23 protein-coding genes are annotated in these 23,670 nt (G+C 34.7%); 20 read left to right on the forward strand and 3 right to left on the reverse strand.

Annotated elements, in window-relative coordinates:
- Positions 1–22 precede the first annotated feature (22 nt).
- The 15 genes from BMX10_RS03495 to BMX10_RS03565 all read left to right on the forward strand — a co-directional run bounded on the left by BMX10_RS03495 (position 23) and on the right by BMX10_RS03565 (position 15,581).
- Entirely contained in the window at positions 23–1,798 is a 1,776-nt protein-coding gene (locus BMX10_RS03495; protein WP_090439413.1) for a sulfatase-like hydrolase/transferase, read from the forward strand.
- 213 nt (positions 1,799–2,011) lie between these two features.
- Positions 2,012–2,242 carry an acyl carrier protein gene (locus tag BMX10_RS03500; RefSeq protein WP_090439417.1) on the forward strand — a complete coding sequence of 77 codons (231 nt, stop codon included), beginning with the start codon at positions 2,012–2,014 and terminating at the stop codon, positions 2,240–2,242.
- A 3-nt stretch (positions 2,243–2,245) separates the two neighbouring features.
- Positions 2,246–3,490, forward strand: a complete 1,245-nt coding sequence (locus tag BMX10_RS03505; protein ID WP_090439420.1) for an ANL family adenylate-forming protein — start codon at positions 2,246–2,248, stop codon at positions 3,488–3,490.
- Positions 3,487–4,212: an SDR family NAD(P)-dependent oxidoreductase gene (locus tag BMX10_RS03510; RefSeq protein WP_090439423.1), complete on the forward strand. Its 726-nt coding sequence runs from the start codon at positions 3,487–3,489 to the stop codon at positions 4,210–4,212. Before BMX10_RS03505 ends, BMX10_RS03510 begins: the two co-directional genes overlap by 4 nt.
- A 153-nt stretch (positions 4,213–4,365) precedes the next feature.
- Positions 4,366–5,442 carry a dTDP-glucose 4,6-dehydratase gene (gene rfbB / locus BMX10_RS03515; protein WP_090439425.1) on the forward strand — a complete coding sequence of 359 codons (1,077 nt, stop codon included), beginning with the start codon at positions 4,366–4,368 and terminating at the stop codon, positions 5,440–5,442.
- Positions 5,443–5,509: 67 nt separating this feature from the next.
- On the forward strand, positions 5,510–6,367 hold the full coding sequence (gene rfbA, locus BMX10_RS03520) for a glucose-1-phosphate thymidylyltransferase RfbA (protein WP_090439428.1): 858 nt from the start codon (positions 5,510–5,512) through the stop codon (positions 6,365–6,367).
- Positions 6,368–6,469: 102 nt separating this feature from the next.
- The gene (locus tag BMX10_RS03525) at positions 6,470–6,733 is read left to right on the forward strand and encodes a hypothetical protein (RefSeq protein ID WP_090439431.1); all 264 of its coding nucleotides are present in this window, start codon (positions 6,470–6,472) and stop codon (positions 6,731–6,733) included.
- Positions 6,734–6,832: 99 nt separating this feature from the next.
- Complete coding sequence (locus BMX10_RS03530; RefSeq protein WP_090439435.1) at positions 6,833–7,600, forward strand: phosphocholine cytidylyltransferase family protein; 768 nt, start codon at positions 6,833–6,835, stop codon at positions 7,598–7,600.
- Between the two features lie 21 nt (positions 7,601–7,621).
- On the forward strand, positions 7,622–8,149 hold the full coding sequence (locus tag BMX10_RS03535) for an adenylyl-sulfate kinase (RefSeq protein ID WP_090439438.1): 528 nt from the start codon (positions 7,622–7,624) through the stop codon (positions 8,147–8,149).
- Positions 8,136–10,484, forward strand: a complete 2,349-nt coding sequence (locus BMX10_RS03540) for a PEP/pyruvate-binding domain-containing protein (protein ID WP_090439441.1) — start codon at positions 8,136–8,138, stop codon at positions 10,482–10,484. Before BMX10_RS03535 ends, BMX10_RS03540 begins: the two co-directional genes overlap by 14 nt.
- Positions 10,481–11,113 (forward strand): type 1 glutamine amidotransferase, encoded by a 633-nt coding sequence (locus BMX10_RS03545; protein WP_090439445.1) that lies wholly within the window; start codon positions 10,481–10,483, stop codon positions 11,111–11,113. Before BMX10_RS03540 ends, BMX10_RS03545 begins: the two co-directional genes overlap by 4 nt.
- Before the next feature lie 154 nt (positions 11,114–11,267).
- Positions 11,268–12,173 carry a GNAT family N-acetyltransferase gene (locus tag BMX10_RS03550; RefSeq protein ID WP_090439449.1) on the forward strand — a complete coding sequence of 302 codons (906 nt, stop codon included), beginning with the start codon at positions 11,268–11,270 and terminating at the stop codon, positions 12,171–12,173.
- A gap of 423 nt (positions 12,174–12,596) precedes the next feature.
- Positions 12,597–14,054, forward strand: coding sequence for a phosphodiester glycosidase family protein (locus BMX10_RS03555; protein WP_170834665.1), 1,458 nt, complete (start codon positions 12,597–12,599; stop codon positions 14,052–14,054).
- 143 nt (positions 14,055–14,197) lie between these two features.
- Positions 14,198–15,235 (forward strand): potassium channel family protein, encoded by a 1,038-nt coding sequence (locus BMX10_RS03560; RefSeq protein WP_090439453.1) that lies wholly within the window; start codon positions 14,198–14,200, stop codon positions 15,233–15,235.
- 148 nt (positions 15,236–15,383) lie between these two features.
- Positions 15,384–15,581 carry a YjfB family protein gene (locus BMX10_RS03565; RefSeq protein ID WP_090439456.1) on the forward strand — a complete coding sequence of 66 codons (198 nt, stop codon included), beginning with the start codon at positions 15,384–15,386 and terminating at the stop codon, positions 15,579–15,581.
- Positions 15,582–15,587: 6 nt separating this feature from the next.
- Here the strand turns inward: BMX10_RS03565 and BMX10_RS03570 are convergent, their stop codons facing one another.
- Both BMX10_RS03570 and BMX10_RS03575 read right to left on the reverse strand, forming a co-directional pair.
- Complete coding sequence (locus BMX10_RS03570) at positions 15,588–16,634, reverse strand: phosphodiester glycosidase family protein (RefSeq protein WP_090439459.1); 1,047 nt, start codon at positions 16,632–16,634, stop codon at positions 15,588–15,590.
- The gene (locus tag BMX10_RS03575) at positions 16,621–17,040 is read right to left on the reverse strand and encodes a hypothetical protein (protein WP_090439462.1); all 420 of its coding nucleotides are present in this window, start codon (positions 17,038–17,040) and stop codon (positions 16,621–16,623) included. The genes BMX10_RS03570 and BMX10_RS03575 overlap by 14 nt, the downstream gene beginning before the upstream one ends.
- A gap of 208 nt (positions 17,041–17,248) precedes the next feature.
- Here BMX10_RS03575 and BMX10_RS03580 point away from each other — a divergent pair, with 208 nt between their 5' ends.
- A complete protein-coding gene (locus BMX10_RS03580) occupies positions 17,249–18,433 on the forward strand; it encodes an S-layer homology domain-containing protein (protein ID WP_090439465.1) in 1,185 nt (394 codons plus the stop codon).
- 46 nt (positions 18,434–18,479) lie between these two features.
- Here the strand turns inward: BMX10_RS03580 and BMX10_RS03585 are convergent, their stop codons facing one another.
- A complete protein-coding gene (locus BMX10_RS03585) occupies positions 18,480–19,289 on the reverse strand; it encodes an REP-associated tyrosine transposase (protein WP_090439468.1) in 810 nt (269 codons plus the stop codon).
- Between the two features lie 205 nt (positions 19,290–19,494).
- Here BMX10_RS03585 and BMX10_RS03590 point away from each other — a divergent pair, with 205 nt between their 5' ends.
- The 4 genes from BMX10_RS03590 to BMX10_RS03605 all read left to right on the forward strand — a co-directional run bounded on the left by BMX10_RS03590 (position 19,495) and on the right by BMX10_RS03605 (position 23,357).
- Positions 19,495–20,997 carry a leucyl aminopeptidase gene (locus BMX10_RS03590; RefSeq protein ID WP_244272626.1) on the forward strand — a complete coding sequence of 501 codons (1,503 nt, stop codon included), beginning with the start codon at positions 19,495–19,497 and terminating at the stop codon, positions 20,995–20,997.
- A gap of 199 nt (positions 20,998–21,196) precedes the next feature.
- Complete coding sequence (locus tag BMX10_RS03595) at positions 21,197–22,036, forward strand: TerB family tellurite resistance protein (protein WP_170834666.1); 840 nt, start codon at positions 21,197–21,199, stop codon at positions 22,034–22,036.
- 30 nt (positions 22,037–22,066) lie between these two features.
- Positions 22,067–22,387, forward strand: a complete 321-nt coding sequence (locus tag BMX10_RS03600; RefSeq protein ID WP_090439474.1) for a DUF2085 domain-containing protein — start codon at positions 22,067–22,069, stop codon at positions 22,385–22,387.
- A 22-nt stretch (positions 22,388–22,409) separates the two neighbouring features.
- Complete coding sequence (locus BMX10_RS03605; protein ID WP_090439477.1) at positions 22,410–23,357, forward strand: M48 family metalloprotease; 948 nt, start codon at positions 22,410–22,412, stop codon at positions 23,355–23,357.
- Positions 23,358–23,670 lie beyond the last annotated feature (313 nt).

Genomic DNA, 23,670 nt, shown 5'->3' on the forward strand with positions numbered 1-23,670 from the left:
GCAGGGGGGCAGGCAAAGTATTATGTTAAATGAGAAACTAAATAGTTTATTAAAAAAATATGACCTTTTGTATTCGCCAACAAAAAATCTTACTTCTTCTATAATAGATAAAATACCAAATCACTACAAATTAGGACTAAGAGGTTCAACACCTAGAATGGGAAAAATGTTAGAGTATATACCTAAAAGTAAAAACATTATAGGGTTATTTGATAAAGATTTAAACTTTGTTGGGCAAAAAATTGAAGGCTATACTGTATTCTCATCAGAGGAAATACATAAATTCCAATTAGATGCAGTAATCATTGCTCATCATGATTACAGAGATGAAATAAAAAAAGAACTGGAAAATACAAATATTAAAGCAATAGATATTTACGAAGAATTAAAAAAAATTGATGATGCAATTATACCAGAGTTAATGCATAACTTTCATAATTCTATTACAGAGTATACTACCGCATACGCCTTAAAAGAATTCTATATAAACGGAAAAGACAAAGAAAAAAAAGGATATTATCTAAAAGAACTAATTGTTCAATATTTATATTTAAGAGATTTTATTTTTGCAGATAAATACATAAATGAATATATAGAATATAAATTTAAAGATTATTTGTTATTACAAGAAGTTGCATATGAACTTAGAAATTTTTTATTTCGAGCTAAAAAGTCAATAAAAGAAAGAGCGGTTAAAAATGATATATCACTATTTATAATAGATGCATTAAGAGCTATAGATATATTAAGCAGAGAAGGCAAAGATAAGACTTCAGATATGCCTTATCTAAAGACTTTGTCTAAAAAAGGGACTTTTTTTACAAACGCATTCAGCCCTTCTACATTTACAAGAGAAAGCATAACTGCCATATTTAATGAAAAAAATATTTTAGATAGCAATTTAAAAATTAACGAAGTAGATTTAAAAAACAGTAGGTGGATACAGGAACTTAACAAAATGAATTACAAAATACTTATCAATGTGAATAAAAACATAGTAAGAACTAATGAATCTATAAAAAACATAGAAATAAAAAATTCAAGATTCAAGCCTGCGCCACAAATTCTTTGGGACTTTATTTGCAATCTATATGATGATAATAATAACAACAATATTTTCTCTTTGGATCATTTTATAATAGAAAGTCATAAACCCTATTATTGTGGTGACCATAGAAACAAACCTTTTTATTACAGACCAAGCAGTGCTAAGATTTTTAATGAAGATGAAAAGAGTACTTTTTATTATCAAAGAAAAGAAAGTTTAAAATACTTAGATAAACAATTGCAGTTTTATATGGAATTCTTATCAGAGAAGCATAAGATGACATTTTTTAGTGATCATGGAAATGGGAATTTTATAGATGGAGCAGATGAAAATCGATATCAAGAATCTATGATACATGTACCATTGATAATAGTTGGCAAAGATATTCCTATTGAGGAAAAAAGACAGCTATTTAGCATGATAGATTTAGGCAGTATTGTTTTAAGCATAGCAAAAGATATTGATATAAAAGTGAAAGATAGAGATTATATTGAAGTTCAACTTGAGCCTATTTATAACAAAATGCTTAAGGAGTTTTATATTTCTGTTGGAGCTGAAAGATATATAACAGGCTTTAGAGTTATAAGAGGTGAAAACGATAAGTATGTACTATTTGGAGATGGTACAGAGGAGTACTATATTTTACCAGATGAAAAAAACAACCATATTAATGATGAAAAAAATAAAGAAAGAATTAAATATTTAAGTGAAAAGTTGAGAAGTAAAGCTTTTCCCAGAGTTAATAATTAAGGAGAACAATATTTAGACTTTAATGAGAAGCTTAAAAAAATAAAAGGACGTGTATTAACTACTTGACAAGATAGTTGTGTGCAAATATTTACGCAGGCGAAACTAAAATTTATGTTTAGTATTTAATAAAAAATATGGTTTTGATTATGTACAGAAGATGGAAATTAGGTATTGGGGTAGAGAAATCATTATAGAATTAGGAGGCAGGAGAATATGGAAGAAAAACTAATAAAAATAATAAATACCATCCTTAAAAAGGAAGGAAGAACTGAGTTAAACAACTTAGAGGAAGACTTATCATTAAGAGATGACTTAGGATTTGATTCTTTAAATTTAGCAGAGCTTACTGTAAGAATAGAAGATGAATTTGGAGTAGATATATTTGAAGATGACATAGTTGATAAACTATCAGAAATAATCAATAAAATAAATGGAAGTGAATAATAAATGGAGAAGATGTTCTGGATAGACCCCAAAAGGAACATAAAAAAAACATATAAAGATCTAGTAAATGATCTAAATGAAAGAAGTAAGATTGTAAAATATATTTATTTTGCGAATCCCTATGAGATTATTTTAGCCCTAATTCATAGCATGCTTATAGGTTATAAAATTGAACTGCTAGATAATGATATGTCAAAAACAGAAATTGAAAATTTTGGTTTAGCATATGAAGAAGTTTTCACAGAGATTGGAGTAGATAGGGTGAATATAAAAGACATTCATGAGGTATTTACTGCAATTGATAGAAACAAGAAGAATTGGAGCTTAACTCTTTACACCTCTGGAACTACGGGCAGACCTAAGAAAGTAGTTCATCAATTGGAAACCTTAGGTAGAAGCGTTTTATATGGTGAGAAATATGAAAAAAACATATGGGCATTTGCTTACAATCCTACCCATTTTGCAGGATTACAGGTGTTTTTACAATCATTTTTTAATAGAAACACTATAGTGTATATTTTTGATTTAGATAAAAGTGATATTCAACAAATTTTTGAAGAATATAAGGTAACTAACATTTCTGCAACACCAACATTCTACAGAAGTATCATTCCTAAGCTAAAAAACAAGAACTCTACTATCAAAAGAATGACCTTAGGAGGAGAGAAGTACGATGCCAGCATAGCAAAATTATTAAAGGAAATATTTCCTGAGGCAAAAATTAATAATATTTATGCTTCTACTGAATGTGGCAGCTTATTTTCATCCAATGAGGAGAGTTTTAAAATAAAGGAAGAGCATAGAAATAAAGTAAAGATATCTACAGAAGGAGAATTGCTTATTCACAAAGTTCTGATGGGAAATACCGGTGAATTACCTTTAGAAGAAAACTGGTATAGGACAGGAGATATCGTAGAAGTAGTAGAAGAAAGTGTGTTCAGGTTTATATCTAGAAAGACTGAAATGATTAATATCGGCGGCTATAAAGTAAACCCCCATGAAGTGGAAGAAGAAATAATGAAAATACCTGGTGTGCAGGATGTCCTGATAAAATCCAGAGCAAATAGAATAACGGGTAATATTTTAGAAGCTGAAATAGTAGCAGTGAAAGGTGCAAATGTAGATGATTTGGAGATTTATATACAAAAGCATTTAAAAAACAACCTGCAAAACTGGAAGGTACCTAGAATTTTTAAATTTGTTAATGAAATACAAAAGACCAGAACAGGAAAGAAGGTTAGAAAATGAAATGGATTATTGTTACTGGAGATACAGGAGGCTTGGGCAGTGAAATAGCCCAAACTATTTTAGAAGATAAAGAATATGGTATTATAGGAATTAGCAGAAAAGAGAATGAGGTTACAAAAGCATTGAAAAAGGTATATGCAGAAAGGTATATTCATATTAATTTTGATCTAGAAAATCCTAATGAAATCAAAAAACTGTATTTAGAAAAAATTAAAAAAGTTGGTAAAATATATGGATTAGTAAATAATTCTGCTTATGCGTATGATGATATAATAACAAATGCTAAAATAGATGCATTAGAAACTATGTTTAAAATAAATGTATATTCCCCTATTATGTTAACAAAATGTGCTATAAGAGACATGCTATTGTATCAAACGAAAGGCTCTATAGTACACATAACATCTGTATGTGCACATACAGGATACAAGGGTCTTAGTATGTATGCTGCTACCAAAGGCGCATTAGAAGCTTTTTCTAAAACTACAGCTAGAGAATGGGGAGAAATAGGTATTAGATCAAACTGTGTCGCTCCGGGCTTTATGGAAACCAATATGAGTACTACCTTGAGTCGAGAACAAAAGGATAGAATTTATAGAAGAACATCATTAAAATTAGCAACTGATCCCAAAAGCGTAGGTGAAACAGTAAGATTTCTAATCTCAGAAAAATCATCATCAATAACTGGTCAAGTGTTGCATGTCGATAATGGAACGATATGAATAAGTGGTCTCCTGACCAAAACCAAATAGATAATTGACATATAGTTAACTAAATATATTAGTAGTTCAGAAATAACAAATAAGGGGGAAAGAGTTGACTTATTTTAGATTATTAAAATATATTAATCTTTAATGAAGTAAGTCAAGATAAAAATGAAAACATACCTAATAACAGGCGGTGCAGGTTTTATTGGTTCTAACTTCATACAGTATCTTTTCAAAAAATATGATAAGAAAGTCTTTATTATTAACCTAGATTCTTTAACCTATGCAGGAAATCTTCAAAACTTAGAAGTTGTTTCAAAATATGATAATTACCATTTTGTTAAAGGCGACATTTGTGATAGAGAAGTGGTAGAAAGTATATTTAAGCAATATGATATTGACTATGTGGCAAATTTTGCTGCGGAATCTCATGTAGATAGAAGTATTGAGGACCCATCAATATTTGTTAAAACAAATGTACTAGGAGTACAAGTATTATTAGATACAACAAAAAAATATTGGATTGATGGAGACATCTTTATAAAAGGAAAGAAGTTTTTGCAGGTCTCCACTGATGAGGTGTATGGATCTCTAGGGGAAACAGGTTATTTTACAGAAACTACACCTCTAGACCCTCATAGCCCTTATTCTGCCAGTAAAACAGGGGGAGATCTACTAGTAAAAGCCTACTATGATACCTATAAGATGCCAGTTGTCATCACTAGGTGCTCCAACAATTATGGTCCTTATCAATTTCCAGAAAAGCTCATTCCTCTTGTGATTCATAACTGTTTGTCCGGTAAAGCTATTCCTTTATATGGTGACGGCAAAAACATTAGGGATTGGTTATATGTCACAGATCATTGCAGTGCATTAGATATAGTTTTGGAGAAAGGAAAGATAGGAGAGATTTATAATATTGGAGGCAACAATGAAAAGCAAAATATTGAAGTAGTAAAGACCATAATAAGCACATTACAAAGGTTGCTACCTTCAGATGATCCGCGGAAAGGAAAAATTTCTAAAAAACTAATTACCTATGTTGAGGATCGCAAGGGTCATGATAGAAGATATGCTATAGATAGTATAAAAATAAAGGATCATTTAGGTTGGGTTCCTACTATAGGCTTTGAAGAAGGCATGGCGAAAAAAATACAATGGTATTTGGATAATAGAGATTGGCTAGAAAACATTGTAAGTGGAGAGTATGCCGTATATTATAAAAAAATGTATAAAGAGGCATAAAATCTATCTATCAATTAATGATAAAGAACAAATGTAAGAATGCACTCATATTAAAGGGGGAATCTCAATGAAGGGAATCATATTAGCAGGAGGAAGCGGAACTAGGCTTTATCCCTGTACAAAGGCTATCAGCAAGCAAATCATACCTATTTATGATAAACCTATGATCTATTATCCATTATCAGTATTGCTTTTAGCAGGGATAAGAGAGATTATGATCATTTCTACGGAGAGAGATTTACCAATGTATCAAGAATTATTAGGAAATGGGTCGCAGATAGGGGTATCTTTTCAGTATTGCGTTCAACAAGAACCAAAAGGAATTGCTGAGGCCTTTATTATTGCAGAGGATTTCATTGGTGATGATAGTGTTTCTTTAGTTTTGGGGGATAATGTTTTTTATGGACAAGGGTTTTCTCCTATCCTACAAAAAGCAAAAGACATCAAAAAAGGTGCATGTATTTTTGCCTATTATGTGAACAACCCTAAAGACTATGGCATTATAGAAATAGGAGAGGACAATCTTGTAAAGTCTTTAGAGGAAAAACCCCAACAACCGAAATCCAACTATGCAGTACCTGGACTATATTTTTATGACAATAAAGCAGTAAAAATTGCTAAAGAATTACAGCCATCTGCAAGAGGTGAACTAGAGATTACGGATGTCAACCGGGTCTATTTAAAGAACAAAGAATTAAAGGTAAAGATATTAGGAAGGGGATTTGCTTGGCTAGACACAGGAACCCACGAAGCTTTATTGGAGGCAAGTAATTTTGTGCAAGCTGTACAAAAAAGGCAAGGGCTCTATATTTCATGCATTGAAGAGATTGCTTATAGAAATGGATATATTACAAAAGAGCAATTGCATGCATTGGCAGAGCCATTATTAAAGACAGAGTATGGTCAATATCTAATGAGAATATAACAAGAATATGGTAAACTTAAAATTTTATCAAGTTCTTCACAAGAAAATGTCAATGTCAGCTAAAATAGATTCAAAATTATATATCAAAAATGGGTTGATAAAATGTTGGAAGACATAATGGTTAGAAAGCAGTTAGAACAACAGCTACTAAAAATAAAAAGGGAAATAGAAGTTCTTAACATGAAAGAAGAAAAACTAATAAAAATGAAGAGATTGATAAACAGAGTAATAGAAAATGATTTAGAACAAAAAGAAATCTCATTAATAAATAAACAAGTAAAGGCAATAGGAAAACAAGTAGATATGTTAAGAGCAACAAACCAATATGGTAAGTTCACTAAGAAGAACATCATAAGAAGACAATGACTATAATGAGAAAATGATAGGGTATATCTAACTAGATTTTGTACTAGAAGTTACAATGCAAGGTTTTAAAAAGATTATAGTGTAGAAAGGATTTTTAAAATGAAAACAATCATTTTAGCAGCAGGAGAAGGCAGACGTCTTCGACCATTTACAGAGAACAAACCAAAGTGTATGGTTTTATTCCAAGAAAAACCAATTATAGACTATATAATAAATACTACGGATGATAATGACTTAAGGGATATAAGCATAATCTCTGGATACAAAGAAGATGTGCTTAGAAAATATATAAAAGAAAAGCATGAAGACAAAAAAATATCGCTACATCATAATTCTCATTATAAAAACACAAACATGGTGTACACTTTATTTTGTGCTGAGGATTTACTAGATGGAACGAGTGACGTCATTATTTCCTATGCAGATATTATTTACAATAAAGAGATACTAAATCAATTAATGAAAGCAGAAGATAATATAGCTATAGTAGTAGATAAAGATTGGGAAAAATTATGGCAATTAAGAATGGACAATCCTCTAGATGATGCTGAAACTATGAAATTTGATGATCAAGGGAGTGTTAGCGAGTTAGGAAAAAAACCTAAAAGCTACGAAGAAATTGAAGGACAGTACATTGGTTTAATAAAGATATCTAAAAATGTTATTAAAGAAGTGAAAAAATTTTATTATAGCTTAGATAGGAAAAAGATTTACGATGGTAAAGATTTTAATAATATGTATATGACTACTTTTTTGCAACTACTTATAGATACAGGATTTAAAGTAAGACCTGTAATGATTAATGGAGGCTGGCTAGAGATTGATAGTGTGGAGGACTTGGATAAACTACAAGATTATAAGTGGTAAACTGAAAAAGGGGGACTTTACTTGGTCATTTGGATTACGGGTTTATCAGGAGCTGGGAAAACGGAAATAGGTAAGAAGGTATATGAAGAACTAAAGCTTAAATATATTAATACAGTTTTTCTTGATGGAGACCTATTTCGAGAGGTGCTAGGCAGGAGTGGCCATAGTTTAAGAGAAAGAATGGAAGTAGCAAGAAGGATATCTAGTTTTTGCAGATTTATGGATCAGCAGGATATTCATGTTGTTTGCTGTACCATTTCTTTGTTTGATGAAATTCATAGATTAAACAGAGAAAACTTAGCAGATTATTATGAAGTATTCATAGATGTAGATATGGAGGAACTAATCAGAAGAGACAAAAAAGGGCTATATAGTGGTGCTATTAAAGGAGAAATTTTAAATGTTGTAGGTATAGATTTACCTTTTGATGAACCTAAAAATCCACATTTGATTATAGATAATACAAAGCTAGATAAGCTAGAAGAAAAAGCTAATAAAATTCTTGATATAATTCAATGTAGGAAGGGGGAAGCAAATGGACACAAATAAACTTAGTACTAAAGCTAACACATTAAAATTTCTTTTTAACAATCTTAAAAATGCAAAGGTTCTACCCATATTAACTATTCATTATGAAGAATTTTGTAAGGATAGAGAAGTTGTGTTGAATAAGGTAAAAAATTATTTTGATGCAAAGATTCTTATAATACGCTCTTCTTCTAAAGAAGAAGATACCGCAGAATCTTCTAATGCAGGGAAATATGAAAGCATTTTAAATGTTAATAAAAATAATGATACTGAACTTTTACAGGCAATAGAAAGAGTTTTTAATTCTTATGAAAAACCCCAAGAAGAAGAAATCTTAATTCAACCTATGTTAAAAGACATCATTAAATCAGGAGTAGTGTTCACTTGTGACTTAGATACATTAGCTCCCTATTATATCATTAACTATGATGAATCTGATAGAAGTGATACTGTTACAGGAGGGAGCAAAAGTTCTCTTAAGACCTATATTTATATGAAAGAAAGTCCTATAAAAGCTGAAGAAAAGTTTTTAAATAATATCATTGATTGTTGTAAGGAGCTAGAAGCTCTATTTAATTATGCTTATTTAGACATTGAGTTCGGAATAGATAAGAAGGAAGGCTTATATATCTTTCAAGTTAGGCCCATTATTGTTAACAATAAGAATAATTTATCTTCTTTGGATATAAAGGATTCATTAAGAAAAATATGTAAAAAAGTTGAAAAATTAACAGCTCCACACCCAAATTTATTAGGAGATAAGACAGTTTTTGGTGTTATGCCTGACTGGAATCCAGCAGAGATTATAGGGTTAAGGCCTAAAAAGTTATCAATTTCTTTATATAAAGAATTAATCATGGATAATACTTGGGCCTATCAACGGGACAACTATGGATATAGAAATTTAAGATCTCATCCACTTATGGTGTCATTTTTAGGTATTCCATTTATTGATGTACGAATTACCTTTAATTCCTTCATTCCGAAAAAACTTCATGATAGTATTGCTGAAAAGCTTATGAATTATTACATAGATAAACTAATAAATAAACCCTCATATCATGACAAGGTGGAATTTGAAATCGTTCATTCCTGTTACTATTTAAGCTTACCTGATAAGTTAAAAGAATTAAAGGAAGCTGGTTTTACTGAAAATGAAATAAAACGCATAGAATTTTCTCTTTTGGAGATGACGAATAAAATTATTGACCCTAATAAGGGGTTATATAAGATAGATATTGAAAAAAACAAGGTGTTGGAAAAGAAATTTGATAAAATATTAAATAGTGAGCTTTCAATTGTAGATAAGATATATTGGTTATTGGAGGATTGCAAAAGATATGGTACGCTTCCCTTTGCAGGTGTGGCAAGGGCAGCATTTATTGCCATTCAGTTCCTTAAGTCTTTTGTGGACCTTAACATTATAGATGAAAAAGAATATGAAGCATTTTTAAATTCATTAAACACTATAAATAAGCAAATGAATTTCGATTTAGATAAGGTTTTCAAAGAAAAATTAAGCAAAGAAGAATTTATACAAAAGTATGGACATATTAGACCTGGAACCTATGATATTTTATCCTTAAGATATGATGAAAATTATGATCATTATTTTGTTGGAAAGTGTAGTCCAGAAGATAAAGGTATACACTTTACATTCAGTGAGCTACAGCTACAAAAAATTGATGATGCATTAGTAGAAAGTGGTATAGCAATTAACGCAGAAGAACTAATTATCTTTATTAAAGAGGCTATAGAGGGACGAGAGTATACCAAATATGTTTTTACAAAATCCTTAAGTAAAGTCTTACAATTAGTAGAGGAATTTGGAAATAGATATATTGTGAGTAGAGAGGATTTAGCATTTCTAGATATACAGAGGATAAAGGAACTGTACTCAACTTTGGATCATAGAGATGTTAAGGATATTTTCATGGCAGATATAGAAAAAAACAAAGAATTTTATCAATATACTAAAGCCATTAAACTTCCTAGTCTGATAATTAAGCCAGAGGATGTATATCAGTTTTACCTTTTAGAGGAAGAGCCTAATTTTATAACATTAAAGAGTATAAAAGCTGATGTAATAAAGGAAAAGGAAATACATTCTATAGATGTAAAAAATAAAATTGTCATGATTCAATCAGCTGATCCAGGATATGATTTTCTCTTTCCTAAAGATATTGGAGGCTTAATTACACAATTTGGCGGTGCAAATTCTCATATGGCCATAAGATGTGCAGAATTAGGAATACCTGCTGTAATAGGAGCAGGAGAAAAGAACTTTGCTCAGTGGTCAAAATCAAAAATTTTAGAAATAGATTGTTTAAATAAACAGGTAAGGTGTTTTGAATGAAAAAAATAGCTATTACACAGAGGCTTGTAGAAAATGACAGTTATTATGAGATTAGGGATTGTTTAGATGTAAGATGGTCTTCTATGTTGCATGATTTAGGGTTTTTACCAATCATACTACCAAGTCAATGCAATTTCAATATTTACTTTAATGAGCTTAAAATTGATGGAATTGTATTTAGTGGTGGAAATGATTTAGGAGATTACTCAGGTAAAGAGATAGATAAGAAAAGGGATGTATTAGAAAAACAATTAATTAGATATACAATTAATAAAAACATACCACTCTTAGGTGTTTGCAGGGGGATGCAAATTGTAGGTGATTACTTTGGATTGACTTTAGAGAAGGTAAACGGACATGCCGGGGAAAGACATGAAATATTTATAAATGAACAATCAAAGTATTTCAAGAAGTTAAGAGGAAAGAAACAAGTAAATTCTTATCATAACTTCGCGTTTAAGAAATACACAAACGATTTTACTGTTATAGCAACCAGTAAGGATGGTATTATAGAGGCCATGGAACATAATAATAACAAAATACTTTTACAAATGTGGCATCCTGAGAGAGAGGAACCTTTCTGCAAAAAAGATATTGCGCTAATAAAAGAGCATTTTACAAATGTATAAAGTGAAAATATCAAGAAAAACTCAACTGTAGGACATCATATAATAATCACATTAAGTATATTTAAGAAGATAAGTTATATAGTTTACCCCAAGACGTAGATCATTTACTTCTAATCAATCACAACCATATAAAGAGGAGGCTAAAAGATAGCATATGATCAATAATAAACCTCCAAACCAATCTCAAAAAAAACTCTTAACCATCCAAACCATCAAATCAACCCATAAACCAGGCATCTTTGAGTTAATAGAAACTCTAAACAAAGCAGATCATCTAGGATACTCCCTATCAGAGGAATGGCTGGACTATATTATTACTGAAGCAGAGGAAGGAATATTTATTGCTGTTTATGGTGAAAAAGTAGTGGGGCTAGCCAGTTGCATGATAAACCATATGGATCATAGTCAGGCTACCCTCAATTTTGTGGTTCACCCCAGCTTTAGGAACCAAGGCTTTGGTACAGCTTTATATCAACAAGTGATGGATTACAGCAGAAAAAAGTGGCTGCAACAGCTAGAGACCTATGTAAAGAAGCGTTTAGTGCCTGCTATAGCTTTTGTCACAAAAAGGGGTTTTCAGCCTGTCTTATATTCCTGGCAGATGGAGATAAAACTAGACGAGGTTGATTTTGTAGAAAACCTTCAGGAAGATATTATCTTTAGTAAAGCTACTGCTGAGGATGGTAAAGCCTATGCTGAGGTGATGAATAGCTGCTTTGGTGATGCTTTAGATGATAGTGTTTTACAGCAGCTGCTAAGGGACCCTTCTATAGAGGTATATATGCTAAAGAAAAATGGAAAAGTCATCGGTTCAACAACAATACAAACCAAAAATAATCTATCGGTAGGCTATATCTACGATGTAGCTGTAGTTCGGGAGTATAGGGGTCAAGGTTTAGGAAGCTATATGATGAGATGCTGTATGAGGATCTTAAAGGACAGAGATATAGAGAAAGCTTCCCTATTGGTAACAGGAGAAAATAAAGCTGCACTGGCATTATATCATCGGTTAGGCTTTAGAGAGGTAGATACTGATATTGTGATGCAAAAACATCTATAGAAACACAAATCGGCAATAATACTCAAATAAGTCTAGCGCCAAAATATAATATCAAAGACTCTGTCATCATCAACAGGGTCTTTTTAAAAACTTAAGTTTATATTGCCAATCTATGGTAAAATGGAAATAGATTGAAAAATAGAGGTAATATAGATAAGCATTTTTGAGTTTAAATAAATAATACACACGTTACGGTTTCGCCCACGAATAACTCCTACAGCTCACTTCGATGAAAAATCCTACAATCTGCAAACTCGGTACCCTCAAACATACAGATTGCTTAACGTATTTCTCATCTACATTCACTGGGAGTTATGGTCATGTTCTGCAAATGTATCGCTTAGCATTATTTATTTAATCATGGGGTTGCTTATCCATACATAGTTTTCATTTTTAAATTTTTACAATCATAGGGGGATTATTATGATAAGAAAAACCAATTTAGTATTGATTGTTATAGCTATACTCATATTAAGTACAACTTCAGTATTTGCCAGTAATCCATATGCATACACATCTTCAAGCATAAATGGATTCAATGTAAACCATATCACACTAGATATGAATGATACTACTATGAAGTCGGTAGTATTAAATGCCAATAATGAGTTAACGGCTACACAATCACTTGCAGAGATGGCAAAAACAGCCAATGCTGTTGCAGCTATCAATGGTACCTATTTTGAAGCCTATGGCGGAACACCAGTACCATGGGGAACCATTATAAAGGATAAAAAAGTACTGCATATCGGAAATAGCGGATCAGTAGTTGGGATAACAGAGGATAACAGACTGATTATTGACAATCTTACCATTAACTTTGAAGGATACATAAATGGAGAGTATAGAGCTATACCATGGAGGATCAATCATCCAAGCACCGAGCCTGAGGCTATAACCATCTTTACACCTGAGTACAAGCAGGAGCTGCAGGTTCAAGCTGGAACAAAAACAGTGCTTGTAACCAATGGTGTTGTTACATCCATTACAGAGGGGAACTTTAGATCGCCCACAAACGGATTTGCAATATCCTACAATCCCAGTGTAGCTTATCTGGTGGATGAAAGATATAAAATCGGAGACAAAGTTGAATACAAGCATGTATTTGTTACAAAACATACCAAACCAGAGGACTGGGATAAGGTAGTCAATGCTATAGGTGCAGGCCCAAGCCTTATTATCAATGGGCAGGTGACAGCAGATGGGCTGCAGGAGGGCTTTTGGGAAGAGAAAATCAATACAAATAAAGCCGGCAGATCCTTTATAGGCAGTACAAGAGATGGAAAAATAGTCATTGGAACAATTCCAAATGCTACACTTAGAGAAGCAGCTGCCATATGCCAAAGCTTAAATCTTGTCAATGCTATGTGCCTCGATGGAGGATGGTCTTCAGCATTATATTATAAGGATAGAGGAGGCATTGTACAGGGAAGAAATATCAATAATGGACTTGGATTTATAAAGACAGGAATAGAACCAAAAGTAGAGGCGAAAGTAGCACCAACAGAAATCAGTATAAATATTGATGGAAAAAAGGTTCATTTTACTGACAGTACGGGTAGGCCCTACATTGATAGAAATGGAAGAACCTTAGTTCCTCTAAAGGTTACTATGGAGGGTGCTGGTGCAGAAGTTTCTTGGAATGGAAGAGAACAAACGGCTATTGTAGAAAAAGATGGCATCTCCATTGCAGTCATCATTGGAGAAGCCTACATAACAGTAAATGACGAGAAAATCAAAAATGATACTGTTGCAGTAATCAATAACAATAAGACCTATCTGCCAATAAAAGCAGTTTTAGAATCCTTAGGATATACAGTGACATGGGACAACAACACAAGGACTGTTCATGTAGTTAGTATAAACGAAGGTCTCCAATAACCTCTTGTAGCGATGAAACCAAGCTTATCAAGGCCCTATTCTATTGAAAATAGGGTTCTTTTTTTAGCAGTCATGTGTTTACAAGACCATTCTGTGGTAAAATATACATAAAAACACAACAAAAAACTGAGGTGAAGCAGAGTGTGGATATAAAAGATAAAAGTAAAATTATCATGATACTAAGCGCATTTATCTCTATCATCATCATTGGAACAGTAGGCTATATGCTTTTATTACAGGTGAGCTTCATTGATGCATTGTATATGACAGTGATTACCATCTCTACTGTAGGCTATGGAGAAGTGGGAGAGATGACAGCCAGTGCAATGCTATTTTCTATCGTCATTATCTTTTTTGGTTTAGGTACAGCAGGTTATGCCTTTACCAGTGTGGTTTCTTTATTTCTAGAAGGTACCTTTAAAGAGGCATGGAGGAGGAAAAGAATGGAGGATAAGATAGGGCAGTTAAAGGATCATTACATATTATGTGGAGCGGGTGAAACCGGCCAGAGTATCATTGAACAGTTTGAAAAAAGCAAAGTACCATTTGTAGTGATTGATAAAAATGAAAAACAGGTGGCTGAATTAATGGCAGAAGGCGTTTTAATAGTACAAGGGGACGCCACCCATGAGGATGTCCTGATAAAGTGTAGAATTCACGAGGCAAAGGGATTGATCACCAGTTTGCCAGATGATGCTGCTAATGTTTTTGTTGTACTAACAGCACGAGAGCTGAATAAAAATTTATATATTGTCTCTCGGGCCATAGAGAGGAACTCCCGTGGCAAGCTAAAAAAAGCAGGAGCCAACAATACCATATCCCCCAATGAAATAGGGGGCAGAAGAATGGCTGCCTTGATCTTGAGGCCTTCTGTTATCTCTTTTTTAGATATCATCACCCATGCAGGAGATGTTGTACTGGATTTGGAGGATGTGGTGATTTGTGAACATGGAGAAATCGTAGGAAAAACCTTAAAGGAAGCCAAGATACCGGAAAGAACTGGCTTGGTGGTGCTAGCTATTAAAAAACATGGTAAAAAGAATCTGATGCTGAACCCTAGCTTTGATGAAACCTTAAACGTAGGAGATGTAATGATCGTACTTGGACAGGAGAAACAGGTGCATCAGTTGAGGGAGATCGCCTGTGATTGTGGGGAGCGGGACCCCTTAGATGTACTATAACTTAGACAAAGGGACAGGGGACGGAGATAAGTCCCAGATAAATAATCTGTTTTTAGCAGGAATTCAATAAGGGATAGGAGAAGTTAATAGTTAAGGAATGATAACAAGGTGCCAGTAAGTACACTATAAATAGAAGGGAGTTGCTAGTATGGATGTAGCAGCGATGTCTATCCAATTAAATCAAATGAAGCTTCATCAGGATGCTGGAGTTGCTGTTCTAAAGATGGCGATGGATCATGCAGCATTATCTACAGAGGACATGCAAAAACTAATGGAGACCAGTAGACAGACGATGGAGCAGTCTATTGATCCCCATTTAGGTGCAAATCTTGATGTGTATTTATAAGGAATTCTAAGGCATAATTAGGATGTTATTGGCTACAGGGCGTTCTTTGCCATCGGAGGGTTTGTTGAGGATTTGACCATTGAAATACATAGCACTGGAGCCGCCGCCATCTAGGTTATAGGCCTCCTTTACTCCTAGCTCCAGCAGTTTATCCTGCAACAGCTCTAGCGTAACACCGATACTCCAATCGTTTTGTCTGCCATCAATAACAATCATAATTAAATCATCGTTAGCATATTTTCCGATAATGGTCCTTGGCTGATTGGTAGTTTTCCAACTGTCAGGGATTTCTACTTTTTTGCCATCCTTTAGCAAGACAGGGATAAAGCTTATCCCTTGATAGGGATCTAGAGCCCGAATGTCTTGCTCAGAGGAAGGGACAGTGCCAATCACTTGCCCCCTTCTATTAACGCCTGTGAAAAATAAATCACCTGGGTAACCGTTAAAGGGCTCCACCAGTCTGCCATCAATAACTGTGTTTCCTATCAATCGAGCATAAGGCTTTCCATCTCGATTCTCCATATAGAAACCGCCGCCATTGATGGCCAAAATAGCGCCCTTTCTTCTGGCGGCATTGGAGGTTGTCTCTAGCTTACCGAGGGTATCCTCAGCCAAGGCTACCTGAAAGACGCTAGGGTCAAACAGCTTGATTTTTGCAATATATCCACGATAGCCTAATTCAGCTAATTGAAATATCTTGATTTCCGATGTGTTGGAAAGATAAGTAGCTACAGTAGGCCCCAGCATATTGAGGATTCTTTCCTCATAAATATCGTCAGATAGCTCTCTTTGGGTAGCGCTGACCTCAGATAGATTAGATAAATTTTCCTCCTGAAAGCGGAAGGTTGCTTCTTGATTTTCTACAATAATCCCCATCTCCACTACCTTTTCCTGTAATAAATCCATTTCCTCTTGCAATGTTTCCACTTGCTGAGCCAATACGATAGAAGGAAACTCCAAGAGCCTTCCTTGATCCACAAAATCTCGACTAGCTATAAAAAGTGCTAGAAAAGGTGCAGCTAAAAATACTAAAAACAAATTAATTTTGAACATTTGGTGCCTCCTTAAGAATCTGCAGACTTCTCTCTAATACTCCTAACTGATGATCCAATTCCTCCAGCCTGCTATCAATCCGCTCCTGTACAGAGGTAGAACTGGACAAAGTAGAATCAGTAGCTTCAATGCTTTGTCTTAAAATAGCAATCTCTTGATTCAATTGCTGTATTTGTTCTGTCAGTTGATGGAGACTAACGGCATTTTCCTGCTGCACATTATGGATACTTGTATCGATATAATCCTTGGCATAGGTATAGCCATAATAAACAGCGGCTCCCCAAAAACCTACACTAAGGATAAATAACAAGATATTAATAAATATTTTTTTTCGTCTTGCTTTCTTTTTCTTAGCGGCTAATCTTACTTCTTGATTTTTTTCTATATCAATGCTGTGATTCGACATGATATCCCACCTTTCCCTTCTATTCACTATGCTAACGGAAAAAATGAAAGATATCAAGGGAAAAAATAAAGCAGTAGTATTCACTAAAAATTGAAAAAATTCTGCTGTAGGTATTTTCATAAGAGGAAAAATGTAATAAGATAGAGTTAAATGTTTTTCATGAATCAAAAAAATACCATAGCGGTAAAATATTTAGGAGGTACTCAAGGTGAGAAAGAGAAAAAGAGTAATTACTTTCCTATTGATCTTAACCTTAGCCATAAGTACGCAGCTGGTATATAGCTTTGGATCAGGGGCCTTAAGCCATGAAGAAGTAGAGAAGATTATTGAGGAGGTAGCCAGAGAAAAAGGCATTCCTTCTGTGATTTTGAAAGCCATCGCCTGGAAGGAAAGTGGGTACAGGCAGTTTAACAGCAGCGGCAATCCTCTGGTTTCTGGAAGAAACACGGGGATTATGCAGATTAATCAAGTACATAGACATCTAGATTGGGAAAGGGTTCGATATGATATACGTTACAATATAGAAGCAGGGGCAGATGTTTTATTAGGTAGATGGCATGCCACCGGCAGTGTTTATCCCACAATAGGGGATATGGATCCAAATGTTTTAGAACATTGGTACTTTGCCCTTTGGGGCTACAATAGCTGGTTAGCCAGAAATAACCCTAATGTAGCTGGAGAAAAAGCCTATCAGGAAGGGATATTTCAATTAATAAGGGATAAATACAACCAACCCATCACTTCTATTGATGCCAGCTATCTCCCCAGTAGTGGATTGCCAAGCAGCGATCTTTGGATACCCACCCCTGAGACTCATCATTTTGGTGACTTAAATCATGCAATTGCAAGGGTTTTTAAAGACCTAGTAGATCATCCGAAACAGGAATACATAGCAGAACTATATGAGATGGGGGTAGTGAGCGGAGTTGGAGGAGATCGCTTCAATCCTGATGGCTACATTACCAAGGAGCAAATGGCTGTGATTTTGAGGGATATATTAGAGTTGGAGACAACTGAGGAGATGACTGTTGGAGAAGACTGGCAGGAGGTGTCTTCATGGGCCAAGGATGCTGTGGCGGCTGCTTATCAGCAGGAGATATTATCTCTAAATGAAGAGGGCAACTTAGAGCCTAAGGGTTTTGTTACAAGGGAAGAAGCCATGACCATACTATTTGAAGGCTTTAAAAGGGAAGTCATCTATGATGAAGATTTGATGGTACCGATAGCCTATATAGATTTTGATGAAATAAGCTTATCAGCTTTAAACAGTGTAGCCTACTTCATTGGGAAAGGTGTATTAACAGTGGATCACCAGCAACCCTTTGGACCAAAGGAGCATATCACTAGAGGAGAGCTATGCAAGCTAATCTATATGATAACAGAAAAGCTTTAAAGGGACAAAAAGGGACAGGGGAGAGACCTGTCCCTTTGGTGTGTCTTTAATCAATTAATCTATGGATGGTAGATTTACTTAGTCCCATCAGCTCACCCAGCTCTCGATAGCTTAGGTTGGATTGATCCTTCAACTGTAAGATTAATGCATGCTTAATAGAGCCTTTCAGATTGCTCCGTTGCTGGTAGATATCATCGAAGGACATATTTTGCCTTGCTAATAGCTTGTTAGCAAAGTGCAGGGCTTCTTCCTTTGAGCGTATGGATTTATTTATTGTTTCTTCTTTACCAATATAGATGAATTCTCCCTTATCTGGAAGGGTTGAGAAGGTTAAGAAATTTTCCAATAATTTTTCACCATTGGGGGAAATAATGTCCAAAACAAAGTCTGTATCTACTAGCCCACCTTTTTCTCCATGGGTCAAATAATCTTGATAGCTGCTCCAAAAATACTGGTGCAACTCACTCACCAGCTTAGCTTGAATAGGATTATTATGGACATATCGAATAGCAGTCAACAGATAGCTTTCATCATCAATGACTTCACTTTTAAAACGATCCTGAAATAAATGACCAACTCTATTATATTTTTTATTAAAATAGATGGCGTAGCTGACATTGATGGATTGCATAATCTTTGAAATAGAGCTATTGTTTTCATCCAGTATTAAATGAGCATGATTGGGCATCAAACAATAAGCCAGAAGTTTGAAGGTTTTCTGGTCTTTTTGTTTTTGTAAAATGTCCAAAAATTTTCTGTGGTCTTCGTCATCAAGAAAAATATTTTTCTTTTCGATTCCTCGAATCATTACATGATATATTCTTGTAGGACTTAGGGTTCTAGTAGGCCTAGCCATTAAAAATCACATCCTTCATGTAGGATTGTATTATTTATATTTTAGCATATATTACAATAAAATCCAAATAAGGGACAAAGAACCGTCCCTTGTCCCTGTGAGATGTTTAAAATAGCTTTTGTTGTGGTAAAATGATAGAAGACAGCATATTGTGAAGTGGAGATTGCTTTACATAAAAAATCACAAAAAGAAGGGAAAGAAATTTATGATGAAGATAAGAGCAACTGCAGGAAATATTAAGGATATAGAAGTAGATGGGTTGATAATAGGTATGTATCAGGATGTTGATACTATTTCCTCCTATGTTCGAAGATTAGGAGAATATGTTTATGGCACCATAAAAGAAGTAATGGAAACCAAAGAATTTAAGGGCAAGGAAGGGGAGGTTTATGCCATCAGGAGCTTTGGAGGCCACGGCATAAAAAAAGTTTTTCTATTGGGGCTAGGTAAAGAGCAAGAGTTTAAAGTAGATACCCTCCGAAGGGCAGTAGGTGCCGGTATAAGAGAGATTGAAAAGCTTCATTGTACAAAGGCAGCTATAGCTGCTCTACAGTCAGAAGGTACCTCTTTTGAAGATCAAGGGCAAGCCATCAGCGAGGGAGCTTTGCTGGGACTGTATAAATTTAATAAGTATAAAAGCAGCAGTGAAGAAATGGAGAAAGAGATTACAGAGTTAATAATATGGCAAGAGGATAAAAGAACATTAGAAGAAATAGAGGAGGGTATCAGGAAAGGAGAAGCTCTAGCTACAGCTACCATCGCCGCTAGGGACATGGTGAATGAACCTAGCAATACCTTGACCCCCAATGAAATGGAGGCAAGGGCCCGAAGAATTGCCCAAAGACATGGACTAGAAATTAAAGTTTTAGAAGAGGGAGAAATGGAAGATTTAGGAATGGGTTGTTTTCTTGGGGTAGCAAAGGGTAGCGACATGCCCCCTAAGCTGATTGAAATAAGATACAATGGGAATCCTCAGGATCAAGAAGTGATAGGTCTGGTTGGGAAGGGATTAACCTTTGATTCTGGCGGAATTTCTTTAAAGCCTTCTGAAGGTATGGATATGATGAAGGGAGATATGGGGGGAGCCGCCACTGTGCTGGGAGCTATGGAGGCCATTGGAGCCCTAAAGCCAAAGGTAAATGTTCTTGCTGTTGTAGGAGTATGTGAAAATATGCCTTCTGGTAGAGCCTATAAGCCAGGAGATATCCTTACCTCTATGAAGGGAAAAACAGTTGAGATATTAAATACCGATGCAGAAGGAAGATTGGTATTGGCGGATTGTATCAGCTATGCCATAAAAGAGGGCGTTACCAAGCTGGTGGATGTTGCCACCTTAACAGGCGCTTGTCTAGTGGCCCTAGGAACCACTACGACAGCTCTCATCACCAACAATGATGAATGGGTGAAAAAGCTTAAGGAAGCATCAGAAGAGATAGGAGAGAAGGTTTGGCAGCTACCGTCCTTCCCAGAGTATAGGGAGCTTATTAAAAGTGACATTGCAGACTTGAAAAATGTAGCAGGAAGGAATGCAGGAACCATAACGGCAGGGCTTTTCTTAGGGGAGTTTGTTGATGAAAAGCCATGGATTCATATGGATATAGCAGGAACCTCTATGAATGACAAGACAAAAGGATACCTACCAAAGGGTGCTACAGGAGTAGCGGTAAGAGCCCTCTATCAACTGGTAAAAAATTTAGAACAGAAATAACAAAAGGCAAAAATCACCTTTACAAGCTTACTGCATTTAAAAATCATCCACCTACAGCAGGACAGGGACGCAGAACCGTCCCTTGTCCCTGTGGGTGGATTTTTTTCGACATTTTTTTTATTTATTAGAGGAAAAAGTTGTATGGAGAGAGAAAATATATCGTGGATATTAAATATTGACGGACTAGAGGAGGATGCATATGGAAGTTCTTGGATTTATAGCTATTTGTTATTTTATATCGAAGTTTTTTGGAGGAAATGATAACAAAATTAATTTGAAATGCCCCTATTGTAGAAAGGATGTAAACATTGATACACCTGGTTTTTGGAATTGTCCCTATTGCGATAATAGCTTTCATTATAGGTCAGATGGTCGTGTTTTATTATCAGATGAAGCTTGTAATGAAGGCGTAATTCTAATCGCTCAATTATTCGCCAAGCTAGCAAAGGCAGATGATGTTGTGAGTAGACAAGAAATAGATGTAGTTGATAGGATTGTAAGAAATGATTTAGAGTTAAGCGACCCTCAAAGAAAAGAATTTAGGGAAGCCTTTAATGAGCATAAAAACTCGGTATTGGGATACCTTGAAATTATCCATCAGTTAAATTATTTCTATAGAGAGACGCCACAGGTACTCCTTTTCATTGTAGATTCTCTATTTACCATTGCTAGGGTAGACGGTGGTATTCATATGAGTCAGGAGAATTTTATCCATGCAGCCATAGAAACCTTCAATACTACTATCAATATGCGGTATGAAGATTTTCTTCAAGGGGAGGGAAATTCCTCCAATGATAATGGTAATGAATACGACAATACAGACACTGCAGAGGATAGATATTACCATGTATTGGGTTGTACTGCCAATTCAACAAACGATGAAATAAAGTCAGCTTATAAGCGTTTAGTTCAGCAATATCATCCAGACAAGCATGTTTCCAAGGATTTGCCGGAGGATATGATTGAATATGCTGCAAATAAGTTCAAGGAAATTAGGCAAGCCTATGAAGAAATAAAAAAAGAGAGGAAAATTAGCTAAGGAAGCTATGGCCTCAGCAGGAGAAAATCAATGAATCGACTGATATTTATAGGAAAGGCACCTCTTTGTAATCTTAGGGCAAACACAGCCCCCCATATAGGAAGCTTTTGTTTTCCCTTATGCTGGCGATGCTTTGGGGTATTGATAGGGTATATTGGGTTACATAGCTTATCAAAAGTGGTTCAACCATCAATAATGATTCATTATGGTTGGGGAATGCTGTTACTGCTTCCGATAGCTCTGGATGGATATTTACAGTATTTTAAAGAGATAGAGAGTACCAATGAAAGGAGATTTAGCACAGGATTGATAGGTATGATGGGCTTAAGGATACTACTGAATCATATATAAAAATGTGAAATGGGGTTAAGGGATGAACAGAAGAATACTACAAAGATTAAACTCCCAGGAATATGAGCATTCCTTTGATCGAAAAGCGCTAGAGAATCTAAAGAAAACAAAAGGCTTTGATACCTTTGTGAAAGCCTTCTATAAATATTGGATGGAAAAGGTATATAAAATGCAATTTACAGGCAGCAATATAAGGGTGACAGAAGAAAGTTTTCCGGAGGTAAATAAGGCCCTTCACAATGCTTGTGAAATACTGGAGATGAATTATATCCCCAAACTGTATATTCAATATGATTATAGTGTAAATGCCTTTGTGGCGGGGATTGAAGATCCAATCATTGTATTAAATACAGGATGCTTGGACTTATTGACAGAAGAGGAGCTAATGTTTCTCATTGGACATGAATTGGGACATATCAAGAGTAATCATGTGCTATATCATCAGATGGGATACTTTATTCCATATCTCGGAAGCATGGTTGGATATGCCACCCTGGGAATAGGAAAATTAATTATTACGGGTATAGAGCTAGCTTTATTGAACTGGCAAAGAATGTCAGAGTTTACAGCAGATAGAGCAGGACTACTAACCTGTCAAAATATAGATGCGGCAACTACTGCCTCTATGAAAATAGCTGGATTGCCGCTGAAGTATTATAATCAGATTAACATTGAAGCATTTAAAAGACAGGCAAAGGAATTCGAAGCATATGATTATGATAAGCTGGACAAACTGGTAAAGCTTATCAGTACACTGAATCGTACACATCCGTGGACCATCATGAGGGCAGCAGAGTTTTATCAATGGCAGGATAATGGCTCCTATGATAAGATACTAAAAAGGCATTGGATTAAAGATACCATAATCATATGTGAGAAATGCAATCAAAAGATGAAAATCCCCACAGGAAGAGGAGTTTTAAAGGCTAAATGCCCTCAATGTCAGCATACCTTTCATGTGGATACTTAAATCAGCATACATATAATGCCTTTCTAACTTTACGGGTTGGAGCTATAACAAAGAAATACTGCTCTTTTCTCCCGAATCCACAGTAAGGAAGATCTAAAATCTTAAGACCAGATGAAAAGGTCTTTTTTTAAAAATAAATTCTATAGTGTATGCTTATGTCTTAGCTAACAGGGTAAAATTATAGTAATCTTAAAACCATAACTTATGTAGGTAATTGAATGATTTGAAAATCAATACATATAATGGCAAGAGATTTTTAGAAATATTCGAGTAGAAAAAAGCTATCTGGATACAACTAAAATATAGATGTAGT

The organism is Natronincola peptidivorans, from assembly GCF_900111615.1.
GTDB classification, from domain to species: Bacteria; Bacillota; Clostridia; order Peptostreptococcales; family Natronincolaceae; genus Natronincola_A; species Natronincola_A peptidivorans.